Origin of the sequence: Bacillus sp. GB_SG_008 (assembly GCF_052038115.1) — a bacterium.
Taxonomy (GTDB): Bacteria; Bacillota; Bacilli; order Bacillales; family Bacillaceae_G; genus Bacillus_A; species Bacillus_A rhizoplanae.
In genome coordinates, this window is sequence record NZ_JBPZSK010000017.1 from 1 (window position 1) to 18,224 (window position 18,224).

General features: G+C 36.4%; 15 protein-coding genes, 1 tRNA gene and 2 riboswitches. Of the genes, 5 read left to right on the plus strand and 11 right to left on the minus strand.

Annotated features, from left to right (window positions below; genetic code table 11):
* Positions 1 to 595: 595 nt before the first annotated feature.
* Positions 596 to 1,921: an NCS2 family permease gene (locus ACTDJC_RS21985; RefSeq protein ID WP_440604683.1), complete on the minus strand. Its 1,326-nt coding sequence runs from the start codon at positions 1,919 to 1,921 to the stop codon at positions 596 to 598.
* Positions 1,922 to 2,050: 129 nt separating this feature from the next.
* Positions 2,051 to 2,153: riboswitch (purine riboswitch) on the minus strand.
* Positions 2,154 to 2,316: 163 nt separating this feature from the next.
* On the minus strand, positions 2,317 to 3,855 hold the full coding sequence (guaA, locus tag ACTDJC_RS21990; RefSeq protein ID WP_440604684.1) for a glutamine-hydrolyzing GMP synthase: 1,539 nt from the start codon (positions 3,853 to 3,855) through the stop codon (positions 2,317 to 2,319).
* A gap of 151 nt (positions 3,856 to 4,006) precedes the next feature.
* Positions 4,007 to 4,108, minus strand: a riboswitch (purine riboswitch).
* Positions 4,109 to 5,068: 960 nt separating this feature from the next.
* Between guaA and ACTDJC_RS21995 the strand changes: the two genes are divergently transcribed.
* On the plus strand, positions 5,069 to 6,310 hold the full coding sequence (locus ACTDJC_RS21995; RefSeq protein ID WP_440604685.1) for an ATP-grasp domain-containing protein: 1,242 nt from the start codon (positions 5,069 to 5,071) through the stop codon (positions 6,308 to 6,310).
* Positions 6,311 to 6,769: 459 nt separating this feature from the next.
* A complete protein-coding gene (locus ACTDJC_RS22000) occupies positions 6,770 to 7,813 on the plus strand; it encodes a YheC/YheD family endospore coat-associated protein (RefSeq protein WP_440604686.1) in 1,044 nt (347 codons plus the stop codon).
* A gap of 558 nt (positions 7,814 to 8,371) precedes the next feature.
* Here the strand turns inward: ACTDJC_RS22000 and ACTDJC_RS22005 are convergent.
* The 3 genes from ACTDJC_RS22005 to groES all read right to left on the minus strand — a co-directional run bounded on the left by ACTDJC_RS22005 (position 8,372) and on the right by groES (position 10,967).
* Complete coding sequence (locus ACTDJC_RS22005; RefSeq protein ID WP_440604687.1) at positions 8,372 to 8,920, minus strand: tyrosine-type recombinase/integrase; 549 nt, start codon at positions 8,918 to 8,920, stop codon at positions 8,372 to 8,374.
* A gap of 86 nt (positions 8,921 to 9,006) precedes the next feature.
* Positions 9,007 to 10,644, minus strand: coding sequence for a chaperonin GroEL (groL, locus tag ACTDJC_RS22010; RefSeq protein WP_440604688.1), 1,638 nt, complete (start codon positions 10,642 to 10,644; stop codon positions 9,007 to 9,009).
* Positions 10,645 to 10,682: 38 nt separating this feature from the next.
* Entirely contained in the window at positions 10,683 to 10,967 is a 285-nt protein-coding gene (gene groES, locus ACTDJC_RS22015) for a co-chaperone GroES (RefSeq protein WP_098309780.1), read from the minus strand.
* A 370-nt stretch (positions 10,968 to 11,337) separates the two neighbouring features.
* Between groES and ACTDJC_RS22020 the strand changes: the two genes are divergently transcribed.
* Together ACTDJC_RS22020 and ACTDJC_RS22025 are read left to right on the plus strand one after the other, a co-directional pair.
* On the plus strand, positions 11,338 to 12,066 hold the full coding sequence (locus ACTDJC_RS22020) for a CPBP family intramembrane glutamic endopeptidase (RefSeq protein ID WP_098309781.1): 729 nt from the start codon (positions 11,338 to 11,340) through the stop codon (positions 12,064 to 12,066).
* Between the two features lie 2 nt (positions 12,067 to 12,068).
* Positions 12,069 to 12,266, plus strand: a complete 198-nt coding sequence (locus ACTDJC_RS22025) for a YdiK family protein (RefSeq protein ID WP_098309782.1) — start codon at positions 12,069 to 12,071, stop codon at positions 12,264 to 12,266.
* A 26-nt stretch (positions 12,267 to 12,292) separates the two neighbouring features.
* Here the strand turns inward: ACTDJC_RS22025 and ACTDJC_RS22030 are convergent, their stop codons facing one another.
* A complete protein-coding gene (locus ACTDJC_RS22030) occupies positions 12,293 to 12,922 on the minus strand; it encodes a redox-sensing transcriptional repressor Rex (protein WP_098309783.1) in 630 nt (209 codons plus the stop codon).
* A gap of 182 nt (positions 12,923 to 13,104) precedes the next feature.
* Between ACTDJC_RS22030 and ACTDJC_RS22035 the strand changes: the two genes are divergently transcribed.
* A complete protein-coding gene (locus tag ACTDJC_RS22035) occupies positions 13,105 to 15,030 on the plus strand; it encodes an ABC-F family ATP-binding cassette domain-containing protein (protein WP_218007850.1) in 1,926 nt (641 codons plus the stop codon).
* A 307-nt stretch (positions 15,031 to 15,337) separates the two neighbouring features.
* On the opposite strand, the gene tsaD is transcribed toward ACTDJC_RS22035, so the two are convergent.
* The 5 genes from tsaD to ACTDJC_RS22060 form a co-directional block, all read right to left on the minus strand.
* On the minus strand, positions 15,338 to 16,354 hold the full coding sequence (tsaD, locus tag ACTDJC_RS22040; RefSeq protein ID WP_440604689.1) for a tRNA (adenosine(37)-N6)-threonylcarbamoyltransferase complex transferase subunit TsaD: 1,017 nt from the start codon (positions 16,352 to 16,354) through the stop codon (positions 15,338 to 15,340).
* Positions 16,354 to 16,797, minus strand: a complete 444-nt coding sequence (gene rimI / locus ACTDJC_RS22045; protein WP_098309786.1) for a ribosomal protein S18-alanine N-acetyltransferase — start codon at positions 16,795 to 16,797, stop codon at positions 16,354 to 16,356. Before rimI ends, tsaD begins: the two co-directional genes overlap by 1 nt.
* 11 nt (positions 16,798 to 16,808) lie before the next feature.
* Complete coding sequence (tsaB, locus tag ACTDJC_RS22050) at positions 16,809 to 17,501, minus strand: tRNA (adenosine(37)-N6)-threonylcarbamoyltransferase complex dimerization subunit type 1 TsaB (RefSeq protein WP_098309787.1); 693 nt, start codon at positions 17,499 to 17,501, stop codon at positions 16,809 to 16,811.
* The gene (tsaE, locus tag ACTDJC_RS22055; protein WP_440604690.1) at positions 17,482 to 17,955 is read right to left on the minus strand and encodes a tRNA (adenosine(37)-N6)-threonylcarbamoyltransferase complex ATPase subunit type 1 TsaE; all 474 of its coding nucleotides are present in this window, start codon (positions 17,953 to 17,955) and stop codon (positions 17,482 to 17,484) included. The genes tsaB and tsaE overlap by 20 nt, the downstream gene beginning before the upstream one ends.
* Positions 17,956 to 18,145: 190 nt before the next feature.
* Positions 18,146 to 18,221: transfer RNA gene (locus tag ACTDJC_RS22060), tRNA-Asp, on the minus strand.
* Positions 18,222 to 18,224 lie beyond the last annotated feature (3 nt).

Sequence of the window (18,224 nt, forward strand, 5' to 3'; positions counted from 1 at the left end):
AAAGTGTTTGTCTAGCATCATAAATAAAAATTGACGTTTCACGTTGTTTGTTTCGTTCAGTTTTCAAAGAACTTGTTTGTCGCTCAATTGCGACTTCCTTATGTTAACATCTTTGTTTTTCAATGTCAACTAGGTTTTTCATTTCGTTTTCGCTTTCTGCTCTGTTGCATCAGCGACTTCTAGAATATTACACCCTTTTATATTAAACGTCAATATGTTTTTCTAAGAAAATATAAAAAGGTTTATTAATTACAATAAACCTTTTTAACATGAGGCTGTATCGATTTACCCAGCTACTCGTGGGCAGTAAGATTCCGATTGGTTCAATTAACCATCATTGAGGGGTAAAGCTCTCTACTACTAATGGAAGTTTCACCTTATTTTTCTTATATAAATTGTTAAAGAAACTATGAATCGAATAATCACGCAGTAAATACAAATACCCAATAATAAACGTAAGCGGTGCCCGGAACTTATTTTTCTCGTTTTCTATACTCTCCCCTCAGTTCTTCTACCATATACTTTTATTATAAAAACTCCTAAAGATACAAAAAAGGACTAGGCATCCCCTCCTAGTCCTTTCAAAAAACCCCTTTTATTTACGAACGTAGACAAAATAAAGTACGAATAAAACTCCCATCACATACATAATTGGATGAATCTCTTTACGACGACCACTTACAACCATTGTAATTGGATAAAAGATAAAACCAATCGCAATCCCTGTCGCGATACTGTATGTGAGCGGCATTGTAATAATCGTAAAAAATGCCGGTACTGCAATTTCGAATTTCTTCCAATCAATTTCCCCTAATGATGATACCATCAAAATCCCTACAATAATTAAAGCTGGCGCTGTTACAGCTGGTGTTACTACACTTAATAATGGTGAAAAGAAAAGCGCTAATAAGAAAAATCCTGCTGTTACAACTGCTGTAAATCCGGAACGTCCTCCAGCTGCTACCCCTGCAGAGGATTCAATATAAGACGTCGTTGTAGATGTACCAAGTATTGCTCCGATTACAGTTGCAATCGCATCAGAGATTAATGCTTTTCCTGCACGTGGTAATTTATTATCTTTCATTAAGCCTGCTTGATTCGCAACTGCAACAAGCGTTCCTGCTGTATCAAAGAAATCGATAAAGAAGAAAGTTAAAATAACAACAAACATTTCAGGAGTGAAAATATCACCAATATGTTGAAGAGCAACTCCGAATGTCGGTTCTAAACTTGGTACAGAACCAATAACTGCCTTTGGCGTATCAATTAATCCTGTTACTACACCAGCAATTGCTGTAAGAACCATCCCATAAAATACTGCTCCATTAACTTTTCTTGTCATTAAAATAACAGTTATAACTACACCAAAAATCGTAAGTAATGTTGTTCCTTTTGTTAAGTCCCCTAAACCAACAAGCACAGCATCATTTTTCACAATAATTCCGGCATTTTGAAAGCCAATAAACGCGATAAATAATCCAATCCCTGCAGCTACTGCAAATTTCAACTCTGTTGGAATTGCGTTAATAATCTTCTCACGAATACCAGAAGCTGTAAGAATGATAAAAAGAATACCTGATACTAATGTCCCAGCAATCGCTGTTTGCCATGGAATCTGCATTGTCAATAGAACTGTGTAAGCAAAGAAAGCATTAATTCCCATTCCCGGTGCTAATGCAATTGGATATTTTGCAAAAACCCCCATAATTAGCGAGCCAATTGCTGCTGCTAAAGCAGTTGCAACAAACACTGCACCCGGATCCATTCCTGTTCCTGCCGGTAGTCCTTTAATATGCCCTAACGACAATGTAGCAGGATTGACAAATAAAATATACGCCATAGATAAAAATGTTGTTAATCCTGCAATGAACTCTGTTTTATAATTTGTGCCAAGTTCATCGAACTGAAAGTAACGTTTCATCCTATGTTTCCCCCGTTATATAATTGCTCGTCGTAACCCTTCCTAGCCCCTCTTTTATCTATAAAAATAAAAAAGGCTTCCATTGCATATACATGGAAGCGTCTGTAAACAAAGATAATTATCCCTTATCTTTATATTAAAACGCCTCGTAGTCAAGCCATTTACGGTAGCTAGGTAGAAACTTTCGGGCCATATTCCCGATATTATACGACGGCTGTAATATTCACTTTTATTCTTAATCACATACTCATATTAACTTATATACATCCAAGTGTCAATCCAAAAGCGAACGTTTTTTATTGAAATCCCAATTTCGTTCGTATAAAAACAAAAAAAGACGATCCATCTACACATCAAAGTATAGATGGATCGTCTTCTATATCATGAAATCCACTTTATTCCCACTCAATTGTTGCTGGTGGCTTACTTGTTATATCATACACGATACGGTTCACGTGTTTTACTTCATTTACGATACGTACAGAGATCTTCTCTAATACATCCCAAGGAATACGTGCCCAGTCTGCTGTCATACCATCGATAGATGTTACAGCACGAATACCTACTGTGTAATCGTACGTACGCTCGTCACCCATAACACCTACGCTTCGCATGCCAGGAAGCGCAGTGAAATACTGCCAAACTTCACGGTCTAAACCAGCTTTTTTGATTTCTTCACGTAAAATCGCATCAGATTCACGAACGATTTCTAGTTTTTCTTCTGTAATTTCACCTAATACACGAATACCAAGTCCTGGACCTGGGAATGGTTGACGCCATACGATTTCATCCGGAATCCCTAGTTCAGATCCTAACTCACGTACTTCATCTTTAAATAATGTATTTAATGGTTCAATTAATTTGAATTGCATATCTTCTGGAAGTCCACCAACGTTATGATGAGACTTAATTGTTTGTGCAGTTGCTGTACCACTTTCAATAATATCAGTGTATAGTGTACCTTGCGCTAAGAAGTCCATTCCTTCTAATTTAGATGCTTCATCATCAAATACATAAATAAATTCGTTACCGATGATTTTGCGTTTTTGTTCTGGATCTTCAACACCTGCTAATTTGCTCATAAAGCGTTCTTGTGCATCCACTTTAACAACGTTCATGTGGAATCCTTCGCTAAATGTTTTCATAACCCCTTCAGCTTCTCCTTTACGAAGTAAGCCGTGGTCAACGAAAATACATGTTAATTGATCACCGATTGCTTTATGAATTAATACTGCTACAACAGAAGAATCTACACCGCCGCTAAGTGCGCATAGTACTTTTTTGTCGCCAACTGTTTCACGAATCTTTTCTAATTCTACTTCAATGAAGTTTTCCATGTTCCAGCCTTCAGTACAACCACAAACACCGAATACAAAGTTCTTAATCAAATCATTACCGTGCTCAGAATGACGTACTTCCGGGTGGAATTGTACGCCGTATAAGTTTTGTGCTTCGTTGCTCATACCAGCAATTGGGCAAGATTCACTTGTTGCATCTACTACGAAACCTTCTGGTAAGCCCGTTACTAAGTCGCCATGGCTCATCCAAACAACTTGTTCTTCTGGAAGATTTGTATATAATTTCGATTGATTCTCTACTTTTAATACTGCTTTTCCGTACTCACGATGGTCTGCACGTTCTACTTTTCCACCAAAGTGTTTTGTCATTAACTGCATGCCGTAGCAAATACCGAAGATCGGTAAGCCTAAGTCAAAGATTTTTTCGTCACAGTGGAATGCACTTTCGCCATATACACTGTTTGGTCCACCAGAGAAAATAATTCCTTTTGGATTCATCGCTTTAATTTCTTCTGCTGTAATTGTATGCGGATGAAGTTCACTATACACGCCAAACTCACGAATGCGACGTGCAATTAACTGGTTGTACTGACTTCCAAAATCTAAAACGATAATCGTATCGTGCTGTTTCTTCAAAATAATCACCCCATAGTTCTGTATATAAACATTTTCACCAATTTGGTAAAAACAATTACCAATATAATAAAAAAAGCCAGTCCCCTGCCCTCAGTCTCATAACAAAGAAAAGGCAGGAGTCTAGCCCTATAAAGGAATCCGTTCCTTATAAACATAGACACACTGCCTTCATAGTCAGGTTGTTTACGGTAACCCGGTAGAGACTCTCAATCCATATTATTGAGGATATATGAAGGAATACTTTATATTATCTTCCTAGATTCTAACAATGAAGTATGAATACGGTCAAGAGAGAAAGCGACAAAATTCTACAGAAATTATTTTCCTGTATAGAGAAACTTCCTTCAACCCCAGCTTCACTAACAGTTATTCGAACGAGTCAACATCTTATAGACAGTTTCCCGAAACACCTATCTTTTTTATCCCGCATTAACGGGCAGTAAGCCTCCCACCTCAAGTTTTAGAGAGAAGCGAGGAAGATAAGCGGGGGACAACTGCCCGTAAAAGCCCGATTGGTTCAACTAACCATTAGTGGGGATGAAAAAAACCACTGATGGAAGTTTCACTTTATATTTTACTGCTTATAGAACAAAAAACATCCATCTCTATAAAGAGATGGATGTTTCGCGGCGCATGAAATTACATCATGCCGCCCATTCATTTGAATATATAATAGAAGAAAATAAAGCTTTAAAAATAGCTTTAAATCAACGGCTTTTTTCTTGAATTCAACATCGTATGTTGTTCTCTTACTTTCCCCTACAAAAAATCCCCTCCATAGTAGACAGATTAGTATGCCTTCTTTTTTCTGTCTACTATAAGGGGATCAACTTGAGAGGGGATTCCTCATTTCCCCCATTGGTTAAAATTCCTTTAATGCCTGATAAAGCTTTGCCTTTGAAACACCATTCATTTCTGTAATTTTCTTAATGGTGTATTCCTTTGTCTTGTATAATCGAATTGCCTTTTATGTACAAATTCAATCATATTTATCCATTTCTTTGATTTCTTTTGCAATCGTTTATAAAACGGTCGTTTTTTATACTCCCTTTTGGGAACCCAACATTTTTCTAGCAACTCGATGGCTTCTTGTTTACTACTAATTTTGTAAATTAAGTAAAGAGTTGAGAACAAGCCTTGACAAGTATTTATATTATACAAGTGTAGAAACAAAATACTTCATAAAAGCCGCAAAGAAGGATGGCGTAAGCATATGAAAACCATTGTTTTTATTGAAACTAATAAATCTGGGTCGTGTAGAGAAGCAATCAAAGCAGCAGAACGACTCGGCTTTTTTACGGTGTTATTAACCAATAAACAAAGATTCATTCATCAAAGAACAGAATTTTCCGATGTCCATCAAATGATTTTAGTGGGATTATCCAATTACGAGAACTTAAAAGAAAACATCATCGAGTTACAAAAACAAGGTAAACAAATAAAAGGTATTTTTAGTTTTGTAGATCCTTACGTTCATGTAGCAGCATCCTTATCAGAAGAATTTTGTCCAAGTTTAGCCTCTAGTGATCCAATTTTAAAAATGGAAAATAAAGTTTTAACTCGCGAGCTTCTCAAAGACCTTCCAATGTCCCCCTATTTTGCCATTTATACACCTGATGATTCCTTAGAGAAGTTTATTGATAAACAAAAGAACTATTTACCTCTTATTGTAAAATCCCCCGTATCTGCAGGATCAAAAGATGTTATTTTGGCAAATGACGAGAACCAATTAAAGCTAGCAATACAAAAATTACTAACAAAAAATGACCAGGTTTTGCTAGAGGAGTATCTAATAGGACCCCAATATTTGATTGAGGCTTTAGTACACAATGGAAAAGTTCATATTATCGCAATAATTGAGCAAGAGATTACGTTTTTTCAACGCTTTATTGTAACCGGATATGATTTGCTAACAGATATTGATCAAAACTTATACGATAAAATCCATGAGACAATCAGTTCCATCTTAAAGACTTTTCAAATGAACAATGGTGCCTGTCACCTTGAAATGCGCTTAGTACAAGGATCATGGAAATTAGTTGAAATCAACCCAAGAATCTCAGGTGGTGCGATGAATCGAATTATTGAAGTCGGATATGGAATTAATTTGGTAGAGGAAACCATTCAATTAATGTTAGGAAATGAGCCTTGCCTTACTAAAAAACACAGTAAGTATGTATACGCACATTATTTAACAGTTGATTCTAAAGGAAAATTAATTAAGGTAACGGGAAAAAATCGCAGCTCTCAATATCCCGGTGTAGAAGAGGTGTATATAAAACCCCGACAAGGACAAATTTTGCGTCCGCCTATATCAATGGGAGATCGTTGTGGATACATTCTTGCATCCTCAGATGATAAAGAAGAAGCAAAAAGAATTGCTAGGGAAGCAGCCAGCGAGGTACGTTTCTATCTTGAACCAACCAATTTGAAATTTCGGAGTGACAAATCATGAACTTATATATAAAAATAGATATTTTTATTACAAATTAGAAGAATTAAGAGAAACATTCGCAAATCGAACATGAGTGTTTATTCAATTCTAGAATCGATTTTGGAAAAGCAAAATAGAGCAGAAAATCAAAAGGGGTTCCAGCAAACCTTCCTCCACCTAACGATATAAAAGGGGGATTCCTATCCTCTTGTATTCTTCCTTGTAGCAAAACCATTTTCCTTATATGGGAATATCGGTCATTGTCTTCCTGATTCATTTGGAACTTTTAAAAACAGTTTTTTCTGTATTGAACAATTTAAAAACCGTTCTTATACTTTTCTGCCTTTAATGCGCCTTTTTGATGAAAATAGAGAGCTAGCAAACTCTATCTTAAACACTTACAGATTGTAAAATGATTGAAAAAATTTCTAGTCTTTTCATTTGGAAGAGGAATTTAAAGAGAGGTGGAATAGAAATATCATGACGCTAATAGGCATGCTTCATCATCGGTCAAATCCAAATAATGTAAAAAAGGCGTATGCTTATGCCGCTGTAGCAAAAGCTGAAGGTATAAACTTTTTTTACTTTACCCCGGGAAATGTAAATCTAGAAAAGCAAAAAATTTTAGGGAAGGCCTATGAAAACGGTAAATGGATTGAAAAGGAATTTCCCTTTCCAGATGCCATTTATAATGCAAGTTATCCTGTAAGTGATAAAGCGGAGCAAGTTTTTGATTATTTATCCGAAAGGATTCCGTTTACAAGTCATTCAATCGGAGACAAATTAGCCGTATATAACAGAATTAAACGGGCAAAGGAATTTGAACCATACCTTATTCCTTTTAAAGTATTAACTGATGTTCAGATTTTTTTTGACATGATCAAACGTTATAAAAAGGTTATTATTAAACCAAGGTCTGGACATCAAGGTGGGGGCGTTGTTCTTATTGAAAAATATGGAACAAATCATTATAAAATTAATGAGGCAGGCATATTATCAACTATTGATAAAAAACAATTGCTAAACTTGATATCTAATAAAATACAAGAACCAGATTACTTAGTTCAACAGTTTATTTCAAGTCAAACAAAATCTGGTCTTGTTTTTGATTTCCGTCTTCATGTACAAAAAAATGGAGAAGGAAAATGGGTTATTACTTCTATTTACCCAAGGATTGGACGTTTGGGGACTATTACATCAAATATGGGTATTGGTGGTTATAGTGCTTATCTAGATGTTTTCTTAAAAACAGAGTTTGATGACTCCTGGTACGATATTCAAAGATATCTTGAACAATTTGCGTTAAGCTTTTCTAACCATTTTGATTCTTTATATGATAATGAATCGTTGGATGAATTAGGAATTGATGTCGGGATCGATGAAAACCAAAAACTATGGTTGTTTGAGGTAAATTGGAGACCAGGTGCACCTGTTATATATAGTGTTGAATTAGATGTCGCTAAAAATACGATTCTTTATGCTAAATATTTAGCTGATACAAATATAAATAAGGGTCATATTTAATACACTTCATTTGGTAATGTTTTTATAAATTCACAAAAATACCCAAGGTTATTATACCTTGGGATTTCGCTTATTCTGTACATATCGCTTCATAGCACTCTCTATTACTAAGGTTGTACTTCTTTCCATGTTTGCATAACGTTAGGCATACCTTTCTAATACTTTGTTTGCCGCGTCCACTAAGGAATATCTTTTAATTGATTCTATCTGTTGTAATTCTTTCAATATGTCATCATTCAAGAAAAATTTAATTTCCTTCAAATCCATTCTCCCCCTTACTGACGTTTTTGGCCCCTAACCAGGGTACTTTCACTAATTCCTGATTTCGAGTAAATGTATGTGTTTTAAATAGCTTCAAAGAATGTTCAATTTGTGCATTTTCAAAATTTCTTGGTCTTTACTTCTTAATTTAAACCCCTTTCAAATTCGGCAAAAATAACGTCCGGAAAAGGAAACTCTTTATCCACCCAGTTTACTTGTGTATACACTTTTCTCATAGTAGTCTTCTTATGTATATTCACTTTCCCAGAAGAAAAAAATCTGCACCTTCTGCCTTTACTACAGCAGCGTAGGCTTTTTCCGCATTATTTGGATCTGCTGGGTGATGGAGGCATCGCCATAAGAACCATATAGAATCCCCCTTCGGTTTACTTTTCTTTCATACGTTCCTAAAAAGGTTACTATCAACATATAGCCTCTATAAGCAAAGTAGCTTTTTTCCCTTCTTCCAAGGCCACGATAATATGCCAACACCTGATTAATTTGTTCATCACTGAAAACATTAATTTTCACATCTACTTTTTGACGTTGAATTTTAGAAGCTACATTTTCGCTTACAATTTTCTCTTCAAACAAGAAGTTAAAAAATGCCCTAATGCGTTGTAACTTCGTATTTATCGTGTTAGCGGAATTACCTTTATCTTGGCAATAACGTAAATAACCTTTAACATGAATACTTTTGACTTCTTCAACATTCAAAATGTCATTATCGTGACAGTAATCAATAAAGCCACCCAAGAGAACCTTATAATTTTGAATATTTACCTTCGTTGTATTCCTAAACTTACGGTCTTCAAGAAATTCTTGGTACGCAAACTTTAAAAGCACAAAAAAAGACTACCTCCTTTAATTAAGGAAGTAGTCTTCTTCTTACTAACTATTTATACATTGAACAGCTTCACAGAAAGGGCAGATTACATCATGCCGCCCATACCGCCCATGCCCATGCCGCCCATGTCAGGCATTCCAGCAGCACCAGCTGGTTCTGGTTTGTCAGCAACAACTGCTTCAGTTGTTAAGAACATTGCTGCAACAGATGCTGCGTTTTGAAGAGCAGAACGAGTTACTTTCGTTGGATCTACGATACCAGACTCAAGCATGTTTACCCACTCGCCTGTTGCTGCGTTGAAACCAACGCCTACTTTTTCACCTTTTAAGCGTTCTACAACAACAGAACCTTCTAAACCAGCGTTGATTGCGATTTGACGAACTGGCTCTTCTAATGCGCGAAGTACGATGTTAATACCTGTTGCTTCGTCACCTTCAGCTGCAATACCAGCTACTTTAGCATATACGTTCATAAGTGCAGTACCACCACCAGCAACAATACCTTCTTCTACCGCTGCACGAGTTGAGTTAAGTGCATCTTCAATGCGAAGTTTGCGCTCTTTCAATTCAGTTTCAGTTGCCGCACCTACTTTAATTACAGCTACGCCACCTGCTAATTTAGCAAGGCGCTCTTGTAATTTTTCACGATCGAACTCAGAAGTTGTTTCTTCTAACTGCGCACGGATTTGACCAATGCGAGCTTCGATTTGTTCTGTATTTCCTACACCTTCAACAATTGTTGTATTTTCTTTCGTTACAACAATTTTGCTAGCACGTCCTAAAGATGCGATAGTCGCAGATTTTAAGTCGCGTCCTAATTCTTCTGTAATTACTTCACCGCCAGTTAAGATAGCGATATCTTCTAGCATTGCTTTACGACGATCACCGAAGCCAGGAGCTTTAACAGCTACTACGTTGAACGTACCACGAAGTTTATTTACTACTAATGTAGCTAGCGCTTCGCCTTCTACGTCTTCAGAGATGATAAGAAGTGGTTTACCTTGTTGTACCACTTGCTCTAATACTGGTAAGATCTCTTGAATGCTAGAAACCTTTTTATCAGTAATTAAGATAAATGGGTTATCAAGAACGGCTTCCATTTTATCAGAATCAGTAATCATGTAAGGAGAAGCATATCCACGGTCGAACTGCATACCCTCTACTACATCTAATTCTGTTGTGAATCCTTTAGATTCTTCTAATGTAATAACGCCGTCGTTACCAACACGCTCCATTGCTTCTGCAATTAATTTTCCTACTTCTTCGTCATCAGCAGAAATAGCAGCTACTTGTGCGATAGAAGATTTACCTTCGATTGGTTTAGAAATCGTTTTTAATTCTTCAATTGCTGCTACAGTAGCTTTTTCAATACCTTTACGAAGACCCATTGGGTTCGCACCAGCTGTTACGTTCTTTAAACCTTCACGAATCATTGCTTGTGCTAATACAGTTGCAGTTGTCGTTCCGTCACCAGCTACATCATTTGTTTTGCTAGCAACTTCTGCTACTAGTTTTGCACCCATGTTTTCAAATGCATCTTCTAATTCAATTTCTTTTGCAATTGTTACACCGTCATTTGTAATAAGCGGAGAACCGAATTTTTTCTCAAGTACAACGTTACGACCTTTTGGTCCAAGCGTAACTTTTACTGCGTTTGCAAGAGTGTCGACACCGCGAAGCATCGAACGACGTGCTTCTTCACTAAATTTAATATCTTTTGCCATAATATTTGACCCCCTTGAATTTTTAAAGATTTATATAATTAACTGATAACTGCTAAAATGTCGCTTTCACGTAAAATTAAGTATTCTGCACCTTCGTATTTTACTTCAGTACCTGCATATTTTGAGAAGATAATACGATCGCCTACAGCTAACTCTAAAGCAACACGCTCACCATTTTCAAGCACACGACCAGTACCAACTGCCACTACCTTACCCTCTTGTGGTTTTTCTTTTGCAGTGTCTGGTAATACGATACCACTTGCTGTTTTTTCTTCTGCTTGAACAAGTTCAATTACAACGCGATCACCTAATGGCTTTAGCATGAACAATAACCTCCTCAATTTACTATGTAAATTTTATGTTTATTAGCACTCAAACACTTCGAGTGCTAACACACTTATTATAATAAAGAATCTCATTTTCTTTTGCAAGTGAAAAAACGTAATTTTTCGGAAAACTATTTTACATCCTCTTCAGTCTTTCCATAAGCTTCTCTTCTTTACCTGATGGGTAGCGCAATAATATAAATCCTTGGCTTCATGGAAGATCGGCACTGATAGAAGATTCTATTTGATATTCCATCGTTTTTCCCTCTTCTCCTATGTTACAATAAGAAGATGCCATAAGTTGTTTTCTCTATGGATAGAGCATTTTCCTTTTTCATTACAAAAAATTTAAAAAGGAGTTACGAAATTGAAGAGACAATACTGGTGGGTTGTTGTTACATATATTTTAATGCAATTATCAGGTGTAATTGGAGGGTGGCTCCTTTTAAAAAGCGGAATATACAACAATGGAAACAGGAGCTTTCAAGAAGAGGTTCAATTGGCAACTGCACATTGGGGAATAATTAGCTTCTTTGTTGCTCTTATTATTATCCTTTTGATATTACGCAACGATACACAATCAGAAAAATGGGATCGGGAAAAAACAAACATTCCCGCTACAATAGGATGGATTATTTTGGGGGTTTTTCTTGCTTTATTTGCCCAAGTAATTGCTGGCACAATTGAAACACAAATTTTTAAAGTTAAACCTGAATCTGAAAATACACAAAACATTATCGAGATTATAAAAGCTGCTCCATTATTTATGATTGTTTCTTCTATATTCGCTCCCATTCTTGAAGAAATTGTATTTAGAAAGATTCTATTTGGAACACTATATAAACGATATAACTTCTTTATCGCAGCAATTGTGAGTTCACTTATATTTGCTTTAATTCATTTTGACCCTACACATTTATTAGTGTATATTTCCATGGGGCTTGTTTTTTCATTTTTATATGTAAAAACAAAACGGATTATTGTACCTATTATGGCTCATGTTATGATGAATACAAATGTTATGTTAATTACATTTGTACTTCACCCATACATAGAAAAAGCTGAAAAATTGCAAGGATTCATCGGAGGATTTTAAACATGCGAACTTCACCATTTGTTATGGCAACTTTGTATTTTCTTCTTGGGTGTATTTTTACATACTTAGCAATTACAAGTGTTGAAGATACAATTTGGAACTTTTATACAATATTACTCGCTATAATGGCAACAGTCGATTTTAATTTGGCACTTCGCCTTCTTTTTTCTAAACCGAAAAAAGGTAGTATGAAGAAATAATAAAAACGCAGGGAATTCCTGCGTTTTTATTGTGGGTAATTTTTTAAAAAGTACACAAGCGTTTGTAATTCTACCGCTAAATCGATATGATGAATTCGAATATGTTCTAATATATTTAACCTAGCAGGTGTAAAGTTTAAAACACCTTGTATACCAGTATGCGATAAGCGATCTGCTACAGCTTGTGCAACAGAAGCAGGTACTGTTAATATTGCCACTTTTATATCATCGGATAATTTCTCTTCTAATTCATCCAGATGATATACTGGAATTCCTCCGATTTCTTTTCCAACTTTCTCTTCATCAACGTCAAATGCCATCTCAATTTTTGTATTATTATTTTTCGTAAAATTGTAATGTAAGAAAGCTGTCCCTAAATTACCTACCCCTATTAGTGCTACACGCGTTACATCATCTTGATCAAGTGTTTCGCGGAAAAACGACAATAAATAATTTACGTTATAGCCGTATCCCTTTTTCCCTAATGCCCCAAAGTATGAAAAATCTCTTCGAATCGTCGCCGAATCCACTTTCACCGCTTCACTTAATTCTGCAGATGATACGCGTTGCTTACCAGATAACGATAAGTTTTGGATAAATCGATAGTATAGAGGCAATCTTTTGGCAGTCGCCTGCGGAATTTTAGGCTGCTCCATGCAACCCCCTCCTCTCTTCCTATCTGTTCAAGTGATTGAAACATGTACGGAAGTTTAGCATTGAAAGTTTTCCCTGTATAATAGAGAGAGAACTTCTCTATTACGTTCAACTATACACTATTTTTAGTATGATTGAGAAATATAATCATGGCAAAGTTAAGAAATTATTTGAGGTGAAAACATTGATTCTACTACAAGTGAATAACCTTTCCAAGTTATACGCCGCTGAAGTGATTCTTTCAAACATTAAGTTAGAGGTACAGACGCGTGATCGCATTGCACTTGTCGGCCGTAACGGCGCTGGAAAGTCTACATTATTAAAGATTATTGCGGGAGAACTGTCCCATGACAGTGGAGAAATTATTAAACCGAAAGATGTATCTATCGGTTACTTAGCACAGCACACTGGTCTTGAAACATCATTAACCATTTGGGATGAAATGCTAACGGTATTTCTCGACTTGCAACGCATGGAGAAAGAACTCCGAAGGCTAGAACAAGAAATGGGGAAAGAAGAAAATTTCACAAATGTCACTGTACACGAAAGATTGTTAGCAGAGTATGATCGCCTGCAATTAGATTATAAAAATAAAGGCGGCTACCAATACGAAGCTGATATTCGCTCTGTTTTAAGCGGACTTGGCTTTCCTTCTGAGACACACGGAACTACAATCTCCACTTTAAGTGGTGGGCAAAAAACTCGTTTAGCTCTTGGAAAATTATTATTAACAAAACCAGATTTGCTTATTTTGGATGAGCCAACCAACCATTTAGATATCGATACATTAACGTGGCTGGAACAATATTTACAAGGCTATCCTGGTGCTATTTTAATCGTTTCACACGATCGATACTTTCTAGATAAACTCGTAACACAGGTATATGAAATCTCTAATAAACAAAGTCGAAAATACACGGGGAACTACAGTAAGTATTTAGAACTTAAAGCATCGCTATACGAACAAGAGATGAAGCGTTATGAGAAACAGCAAGAAGAAGTCACAAAGTTACAAGACTTCATTCAAAAAAATATCGCCCGCGCTTCCACAACAAAACGGGCACAAAGTCGTCAAAAACAATTAAATCGTATGGAGCTTATGACAAAACCACTCGGTGATACAAAATCTGCTTCTTTCCACTTTGATATCGATAGGCAAAGTGGAAATGATGTACTACAAGTAAAAAATATCACAATTGGTTATAATAACGAGCCAATCATTGAGCACATTCATTTCCAATTAACGAGAGGTGATAGTGTTGCACTTGTAGGTCCAAATGGAATCGGAAAATCCACTTTATTAAAATCTCTTGTGGATAAACTTCGTCCTTTAAACGGCAGTTTTTCATTCGGCTCTAACGTTTCTATTGGATATTATGACCAAGAACAAGCAAACTTAACATCATCAAAACGCGTATTAGATGAACTTTGGGATGATTACCCGCTACAACCAGAAAAAGAAATCCGCACAGTACTTGGAAACTTTTTATTTTCTGGTGATGATGTTTTAAAGCCAGTCTCTTCTTTAAGTGGTGGACAAAAAGCACGTTTAGCTCTTGCAAAACTTATGATGCAAAAATCAAATGTGCTTATTTTAGATGAACCGACAAACCATTTAGACTTAAGTAGTAAAGAAATATTAGAAAATGCTCTTATTGATTTTCCAGGAACTATTTTATTTGTTTCTCATGACCGCTATTTCATTAATCGCATCGCCACAAAAGTTATTGAATTGTCAACAGACGGGGCAGCGGAATATCTAGGCGATTACGATTATTATATAGAAAAGAAAAATGAAATGTTAGAACGGGCAGAACTTGAAGAACAAGAAACGAATAAACCTGCACAAAAACAAGTGGCGCAAGAAAAATTAAATTATATTGAAGAAAAAGAACGTAAAAAGCAAGAGCGCCAACGTACGCGTAGAATTGAGGAATTAGAAGAAAACATTGCTGCAATGGAAGAGCAAATCGCTACATTAGAAGAACAACTTTGTCTGCCTGAAGTATATGCTGATTACGAAAGAGCAAGTGATATTACAGCAGAAAAACAAACACTACAAGAACAATTAGAAGCATGTATGGAAGAATGGGAAGAATTACAAATATAAAAAATAAAAAGGTTAGCAGTTACGCTGACCTTTTTATTTATCCACAGTGTTATTCACACATTCAATTTTATATTATCAAGCTAAATATTAATTTTTCCACATTATCCACAAATAAAATAATATTTACCCACAGTTTATACTCACAAAAAAACCTATATTATCAACAGATAATATAGGTTTTATCCACAGGCTGTGGTTAATTATGTGTATAAAGTGAAACTTTCATCTGTGGCCCCACTAACATTTAACTAAACTTATCTTCTTTAACGAGAGTCGAAAATTCAGTGTCTCATTAAACGCGGAATAACTATGATTCAATATCCAAGCCAGGATTTGCATTTAATGCTAATGTTGCCCTCTTTCCTTGCTCATATGCAATCGTACCAGCTGCAGCAATCATAGCAGCGTTATCTGTGCATAAAGATAACGGTGGAATAATAAGCTCTATATCGTTTTTATTTGCAAACTCCTCTTCTAATCGAGCCCGCAATCCTTTATTTGCTGCAACTCCTCCAGCAAGAAGCACTTGCTTCACGCCATACTCCTCCGCTGCTCGTACTGCTTTTGTTACTAACACATCAATTACACTTGCCTGAAAACTTGCAGCTAAATCTTCAGGTGTTAGTTCCTCTCCGCGCTGCTTTGCGTTATGCACAGTGTTAATAACTGCGGATTTTAAACCACTAAAACTAAAATCATAAGAATCTGGTTCCAGCCATGCACGAGGCAGATCGATTGTCGGCTCTCCTTCATGGGCAAGACGATCAATGTGCGGTCCACCTGGATATGGCAATGATAACGTACGTGCCACCTTGTCGTATGCTTCTCCTGCAGCATCATCTCTTGTTTCGCCAATTACTTCAAATGAACCATGCTCTTTCATATAAACAAGCTCTGTATGTCCACCAGATACAACGAGAGACAATAATGGAAACTGCAGTTCCTGTACTAAGCGATTTGCATAAATATGACCAGCAATATGATGCACGCCAACCAACGGGATACCATGTGCAAAAGCTACCGCTTTTGCTGCATTCACACCAATTAACAATGCCCCAACAAGGCCTGGCCCCTCTGTAACAGCAATTGCATCAATATCTTCAAACGTAATTTGCGCTTCTTTTAACGCTTCTTCTAATACAACCGTTATTTGTTCCACATGGTGACGAGATGCAATTTCCGGAACAACCCCGCCAAAACGTTTATGACTTTCAATTTGCGAAGCTACAATGTTCGCTAAAATTTCTCGTCCATTTTTCACAACTGCTACAGCTGTTTCATCACAGCTTGTTTCAATACCCAGTATAATTGTATCTTTTTTCATCATAAGTTCACCCACATTACAAGACCATCTTCATAATTGTCTGTATAGTATCTTTTGCGAATTCCGCCATTTTGAAAACCAAATTTCCGATATAACTTTTTTGCAACTTCATTTGAAACACGCACTTCAAGTGTCATCGTATTTGCTCCAAGAGCTCTCGCTTTGTTCATTACTTCTTGTAATAACACTTCTCCGAGCCTTTGACCACGGTATTGTGGTAATACCGCAATGTTCGTAATATGTGATTCATCAAGAACGACCCAAAGTCCGCAATAACCTAGAATTCCTTCCTCTGTTTCCAGTACAACGTAGTGTGCATACTCATTCATTTTTAATTCTCGTTCAAATGCTTCGGCAGTCCAAGGAGTCGCAAATGAAGCTTCTTCAATCGCAACAATTTGCGGAATATCCTCTTCCTTCATATTTCTAAATGTAATGTTCATTCATAAAACCCCTATTTCGTTTGACTTTCTAACCATTTTGCCTCTGCTTCTGCCAAACGAAGGTAACTTGGAACGAATGTATGCACAGATTGCTCTTCTTTCTGTAAGCCCAAGAAAGCTAATTCACTTGGGCGTGGATTATGTTTCGTCAGCGGGGCAAATACTGCTTGATCTCCTAAGTGTTCTACAATTGTATCTTTATGCTGTTCTACATCATTTCCGATAAATAAAATAGGTTGTCCTATCTCTTTTAACATTTGTAACCAATCGGCAATGAGAATAATACGATCCTCTTTCACAGATTGCAACTTTTGTTCTCTATATGTATACAATCCCGTATAAATTTGCTGACGACGACCATCAAATAACGGACAAATATACCCTGGGAAATTTATTCCGTTTGCTGCCAGCACTTCTAAACTTGATACACCAACAATCGGAATTTGCAATGACCAAGCTAATGTTTTTGCTACTGTTACACCAATACGAACACCTGTATAAGAGCCTGGACCAGCTGCTACAACGATTTTATTTAATTCTTTTGGTTTCACGTTACATTCTTGTAAAAGTTGCTCTACTGCTGGCATTAGACGCACAGAGTGATTTTTTGTTAAATTTGTAATGATTTCTCCCACAACCATATTTCCATCAATAAGAGAAACTCCCATTACATAGTTAGAAGTATCAATTGCTAGTACTTTCATTTTGTAATAGCTCCTCACATAATCTAATATAACGTTCTCCGCTCGGCTCTAATACAATTTTTCTTGTACTATCCCCCGTGTGGAATAAACTGATTTTTAAAAGTGAAAGTGGTAAAAAAGACTCTATTAAATGCGCCCACTCCACCACTGTTACACCTTGACCATAAAAATATTCATCAAACCCTAAATCTTCTTCGCTCTCCGCTAGGCGGTATACATCCATATGATAAAGCGGTAATCGTCCTTTGTATTCTTTAATAATATTGAACGTTGGGCTATTCACAACACGTTTTACACCAAGACCTTTTGCAAGACCTTTTGTAAATGTTGTCTTACCTGCACCTAAGTCTCCTTCTAAAATCAAAACATCCTGCGCCTGAACTAATTGTCCAAGCTTTTCTGATAAATTCTGCGTTTCTTCTGAAGACGTTGTTGTTATTTCATATTTATTCAAAGGTTTCACCTACCTTACTGTTAGTATTCCCTGCTCTTTATTATACAGATTTTTTATTTTTGTTTCAGTTTCGATTATATAAAAAAGACCTTAGGAGTTGTCCTAAGGATAAGATTGACTGTCTTATAAGTTTAATTAGAGTAAATAAAAAAACACGAAACATATTGTTTCGTTCTTTATATTATATAAGTGGCGGTCCCGACCGGGGTCGAACCGGCGATCTCCTGCGTGACAGGCAGGCATGTTAACCACTACACCACGGGACCATT